Source organism: Streptomyces sp. ADI96-02 (assembly GCF_003846185.1).
Classification (GTDB): Bacteria; Actinomycetota; Actinomycetes; order Streptomycetales; family Streptomycetaceae; genus Streptomyces.
The window spans coordinates 75,960-81,564 of the sequence record NZ_ML123035.1 but is presented as its reverse complement, the minus strand read 5'-3'; the positions used below and the strand labels follow the sequence as shown (position 1 = coordinate 81,564).

Sequence of the window (5,605 nt, the reverse complement as noted above, 5' to 3'; positions counted from 1 at the left end):
ACTACTGAACTTGATTGAGTGATGTCGGGAGGTTCGCCTGACAGTGGCTGAGCCGGGTCGGTAGCTGTGTGGTGTGAGATACGCGCAGGGCGGCGGTTTGACCGACGCCAAGAGGACGGCGAGGGAACGGATCCGGCTGGAGGCGGTCGGCCGCTTCGAGGATGGCGCGAAGAACAGGGAGATCGCGGCCGCGCTGCGGGTGAGCGAGCGGTCGGTGGAGCGCTGGCGCCGACAATGGCGGGAGCGGGGTGAGGAAGGTGTCCGGTCGAAGGGGTCGCCAGGTCGCCCGAGGCTTTCCGTAGCTCACATCGAGAAGCTTGAGCGCGAGTTGGAGCGTGGTCCGCTCGCTCATGGCTGGGCGGATCAGCGCTGGACGCCGGCACGGGTGAAGACGTTGATCGGGCGGTTGTTCCACGTCGGCTACACGGTGGAGGGGACATGGCGGCTGCTGAAGCGGCACGGCTGGTCCTGGCAGCAGCCGGCGCGCAGAGCAATCGAACGTGACGACGGAGCAGTGGAGTTGTGGAAGAAGGAGGTGTGGCCGCAGGTAAAAGCACAGCGGCGGCCCGCGGAGCCTGGATCGTCTTCGAGGACGAGGCCGGCCAGTCGCTGAGGCCGCCACGCGCAAGATCTTGGGGCCGGGTCGGCCAGACTCCGGTCGTGCGCGTCCGGGGCCGCGGCTCGGGACGGGTTTCGATGGCGGGAATGACCTGCTTCCGTCGCGGAGACCGGTCGAGGCTGATCTACAGTTTCCGCGTCCACCGGGGACGAAAGGGCGAACCCAAGGGGTTCACCTGGCAGGACTACCGCGATCTCATCGTGCGGGCGCACAACCAGCTCAGAGGCCCCATCGTCCTGGTCCGGGACAATCTGCGTACCCATCTCATGCCGCAGATGAAGGACTTCATCGCCGCGAACGAGGACTGGCTGACCGTTCTCCACTTTCCGTCCTACGCACCTGACCTCAACCCGCAGGAGGGCATCTGGTCTCTGGTGAAACGGACTATCGGCAACCTCGCAGCCGCGAACCTCGACCAGCTTGCCGCCGCCGTGAAGTGCAGCCTCAAGAAGACCCAGTACCGACCGCACCTCATCGACGGCTGCCTCATGGGCACCGGCCTGACCATAGGCGGCTGACCACGATCAAGCCGACATCACACATTCAAGTTCAGTAGTGATCAGGCCAATGGACACGTACGTGATCTTTGGCGTGAAAGCCAGTTCTCAGTACGGAAGGGACGGATTCATGATGATCTCGAAGCGAAAGGCCCTGCGCATCTGCGTAGCCGCTGTCCTCGGCGCAGCCTCTCTGGGCCTTGCGGGCACCGCGACGGCAGCCACACCGGCCGCACATTCCGTTACTTCATTCACCGCACAGAAGGCCGCGCCCGCCGCGGCCGGTATTACGGCCAAGCCGTCGGCGTCCTCCCTTCCTGCCTGGCAGCTGTTCCGGGTCACAGGTCAGACCACTGGCCTCACCCGTAGGAAGCAAGGTCACCCTCCAGCAGAAGCAGGAAGGCAAATGGGTCAGCCTGCCCGCCTCCACGACCATCTCCCGTAACGGCTCGTACTCACTCGGTGCCAAGCTCGGGCTGAAGGGCAAGAACGACCTGCGCATCGTCAGCGGTGCCACGGCCTCACCTGTCTTCAACGTCATCGTCCGCTGAGACTCTGAGAGGCCCTGCCGCCTTCCGGCGGAGAAGGACTGCCGGTACCGGGGTGGCAAATCCGCCCCGGTGCTCGCATTGGGGCGGAACCGACGGTGCGGTGGCTGCGGCGACGGTTCCGCCCGAACGGCAGAGCCATGCCGCCGAGCGAGGAGCGAGATCGGTGGAGAGCTCCTACCCTGCGACAGCATCGCACCGCAGCGCCCGGTACCACTATCGACAACCGCCGCCTCCGCCTCCTCGCCGTGCACCTGCCAATCTCAGAAGCGCATCGGTGGGTCGAGGCCCGCAATACTGGAGCCGAAGGCGGACAGACGGCGTAATCATCCCGGAAACCGTCAAGGAAACGTACTATTTCACCGGCGGTATCTCTCCTCTGGGGATGTCGGATGTCGCCGTCACCGGTATCGATTACCTGCCCTGTTCGCTCGACATCCGCTCACGACACCAGTCAAGACGGGCACACCTCTGCCGAGGGGGCGTCGGGCTGCTGACGAGGAGCCGTCGTCTGGCGGAAGCGTCCTTGATCATGTAGTGGGACCGCTTGAGGCCGGGCAGCGGATGGGGGCCATGTGAGGTGTGATGATGCCCGGGCTGATCCGCAGCACCCGGTCGGCGCGACGACGTCGAACAGCAGCTCCAACGGTCGTCGGACTTCAGAATCAGCCCGACACGACCGGCGACGGTCGCATCGATCTGTGGCTCCAGGGGATCTCGCGCTACGCGGCTCGCCAGCAGCAGCCGGTTCCGGCCAGGTACGCCCGGACGATGAGCAACGCCCCGGTCACGGTACGCCACCTTCTCGGATGCCGGAGGCCAGCGGGCGACTGTGAACAGGCATGGCCGCGACGACATCCTCGGACCGGCGCACTTGGGACCAAGATTTCGTGGTCTCCATGAGGTGGCTGGAGGCTCCGCCCCTGGGAGGTGCTGAAGGCTGAGGTCGAGAGGGCGCGGACGCCCCTCAGCGGAGCGCAGGCATCCGGAGCCCCAGGGCTACGCACCCGCGCGGTGGGCCGCAGCACGGCTCCTGCCTTGGAGGGGTCAGTGGTGTTCGGCGAGGACGCAATCGGGGCCCAGCGAGCACGCGTGGATGACTTCAGTATGTGCGAAGCCGATCGGATCCGGCCCGTAGCCCAGGAGGTAGCGCTCCTGGATGCTGATCCACCGCTGAAAGAGAGTACGGACTTTGATCATGATGCGACCTCTCTGCTGAGAAACGAGTACCTATACAGATACGGTCGCTCGTACTCCCACCAGGACGCCCGGGGCATTGTCCCTAGCGATGTCACGAACCGACGACCCCGCAGGCCGCGGCCGGCTTGCCTCGCATGCTTCGCGACCTGGGGAGGTCTTCAGCAGCCAAGCCGGCCCCCTCTGCAATCACTCATTCCTCGTTCGGCGCGAAGGGGCTTCTCGCCGGCTCCGGCACGAGGCCGGCGTCACCCCGACCTCATCATCTGACCCAAGAGAGCCGAAGAGATCCGCGACTCACTTTCTTGCTTCTGCCAACGGATCTCTGGCGCAGGGCATAGCGTGCAGCGGGGCTGGTCGGCATTCGCCAGCCAGCGTTCGGTATTCCGGCGCACGGATTCCGGGAGCTCTGACGGGAACGAGAGGGACCAATGGTGAGATTAAGAGGCGTGCTGAGCGCGGGGATAGGACAAGGGAGGCTCCGGCGCGTGTGGGTCGCCGTGCTGGCGGCGCTTGTGCTGCTGCTCGGTTTCCCGGCCGGCCCCGCCACAGCGGCCGAGGGATCGTGGATCAACGAGGGCGGTGATGCCAGGTCGCCCGACGCCCTGTCAGCACAGTGGTTCCAGGGCGACCTCTACCAGGTGGTGCGCGGGGAGGACAACCAGATCTGGTGGCGGTACCGCAATGGTGCCTGGCAGGTGATGCCGGGCGGCGCCCGGACGTATCAGCGCCCCGAGGTCATCTCGTTGCTCAACGTAGGCACCGGCGGTTTGCAGAACTCCCGCCTGATCGTCTTCCATGTCGGTACCGACGGCGTCGTCTACTACAGCATCCTCCGAGGTGCGGCGGGCAACCTGTGGTCGGACTGGGAGAACGTACCGGGCCAGCTCCGCACCACCACGGGTATCACCACGTCCACCGGTGTCAACAACGCGGTGCTCTACACGGTGCGGGGCCAGCAGGTGTACGTGCACAGCATGGAACTGTGGAACGGCGCACCCTCGTTCCCGCTGAGCGAATGGGGTACCCAGCGCGACCCGCGAGTGCAGGGCATGGTGGACAGCGTGTCCACGTACACCAGTTCCATCAGTACGAGCATCATGAGCTTCGAGGTCGCACGCGGCCTGAACAACCACGTTTACGTCTCCCGTACCCGTACCGACAGGAACAGCGTGCAGAACGCGTCCTTCGCGGAACTGCCCGGCGGCGGTGAGTGCGAGTCCGTCGCGGTGGGTCGGGGAGGCCCTGCGTCTCCCACGACCAATACCAATGACCCCGCCTACCAGGCCCAGCAGAACATCGCCATCGGATGCGTCAGCCCCAACGACCACGAACTCTGGGTCAACCGCTCCACCGACGGCGGCCAGAACTTCACGGGTTGGTCCCGCACCAGCAGCGGAGCCGCCGCCAACGCCACACCTGAGATCCACGGTGCTCCCAGCGGCGAGGTCTTCGCCGTCCTCTCCTGGGGCGCTGGCAACGCCCCCTTCAAGCAGCACATGGTCGTCATGAAGCGAATCATCTGACCTGACCTGGCGGTCTGCTCCTTCACTCAACCGCTGCGAACCCCTGACCGCACCGGACCAGCTACGACTGCCCGTTTCCGCCGGACAGGCGGAAACGGGCCACCACGGGCTATTCCGGTCGTGGTGGAGGCGGTAAAGCTGTAACGGTCGACCAGGCTGAGATTGCGGTGCTTGAGCGCGGGAGAGCCCGGCGATGTCCATCGCCTGTAATCGCTCCGCCCCGGGGCCGTGCCCTTACCACTCCACCCGACTCACCACTCCGTGACCAGCCGCGCGTCTCCACCACCGCCGGTCATGCTGCCGCGCCCACGGCTACGCTGCGCCGGCCGAGTCCGCCGCCGAGTCTGAGGACGGGAAGCCCTTTGAGCCAGGTCCGCCCTACAGGCTGTGCTTCCTCTCGCAGACCAGGGCAGGCAGGGCCGGGTCGGAACTGCGGACGACCAGGTCGTGCCGGTCCTGGGACACCCCTCAACCCGTCCCGGAGCACACGCCCGGACCGGTCCTCCTACGCATCGATCAGCGCCCTCACCCGCCGTACTTCCGGACCGCTCAGCACCGCGGCAAACACCTCTCCACTTACTGATCGTTCCAGAATGAGTTGAGCCCGGGTCTTGTGCTCGGTGATCTCGGTCGGCAGGGTGTCCGGGATGCGTGCCGATCTTGTTCCTGACGATCTATGGGAGCGGGTGACCCCGCTGCTGCCGCCCGCTCCCGAAAGGCGGCGACGCCACCCCGGGCGGTTTCGTGTTCCCGACCGAGTGGCACTCTCGGGCGTTCTGTACGTGCTGCGGACCGGTGTCGCGTGGCGCGATGTCCCTGCGGAGACGGTGGGCTGCTCCGGGGTGACGGCCTGGCGCCGGCTGCGGGATTGGACCGCGGCAGGTGTATGGCCCGCGCATGCACGCCGCGCTGCTCTGCTGGACCTGGACGACTGCTCCGTCTGCGGGGACGCCCTCGCCTCAAGCCGCGGTGTCCGTACGCCGACCGGGGCTACGATTTCGACAAGTACCGCCGCCTGCTGTGGAAGCGCGGAATCAAGCCGATGATCGCGCGACGCGGCGTGGCTCAGGGCTGGGCAAGGTGCGCTCTGGGTGGTCGAGCGCGCCTTCGCCTGGCTGCACCAGTTCAAACGACTCCGCACCCGCTACGAACGACGCGCCGATCTCCACCTGGGCCTGCTCGAACTGGCCTGCACCCTTATGTGCCTCCGCCGCCTCC

General features: G+C 66.2%; 3 protein-coding genes and 1 pseudogene. All 4 read left to right on the top strand.

Features of this window, described 5'->3' with window-relative positions; genetic code table 11:
* Positions 1-73 precede the first annotated feature (73 nt).
* Positions 74-613 carry a winged helix-turn-helix domain-containing protein gene (locus EES43_RS30405; protein WP_124272264.1) on the top strand — a complete coding sequence of 180 codons (540 nt, stop codon included), beginning with the start codon at positions 74-76 and terminating at the stop codon, positions 611-613.
* The gene (locus EES43_RS30400; protein ID WP_346774373.1) at positions 580-1,137 is read left to right on the top strand and encodes a transposase; all 558 of its coding nucleotides are present in this window, start codon (positions 580-582) and stop codon (positions 1,135-1,137) included. Before EES43_RS30405 ends, EES43_RS30400 begins: the two co-directional genes overlap by 34 nt.
* Positions 1,138-3,349: 2,212 nt before the next feature.
* On the top strand, positions 3,350-4,387 hold the full coding sequence (locus EES43_RS30390; RefSeq protein ID WP_124272262.1) for a hypothetical protein: 1,038 nt from the start codon (positions 3,350-3,352) through the stop codon (positions 4,385-4,387).
* Between the two features lie 647 nt (positions 4,388-5,034).
* Positions 5,035-5,605: pseudogene (locus EES43_RS30385) on the top strand (transposase); the annotation flags it as partial.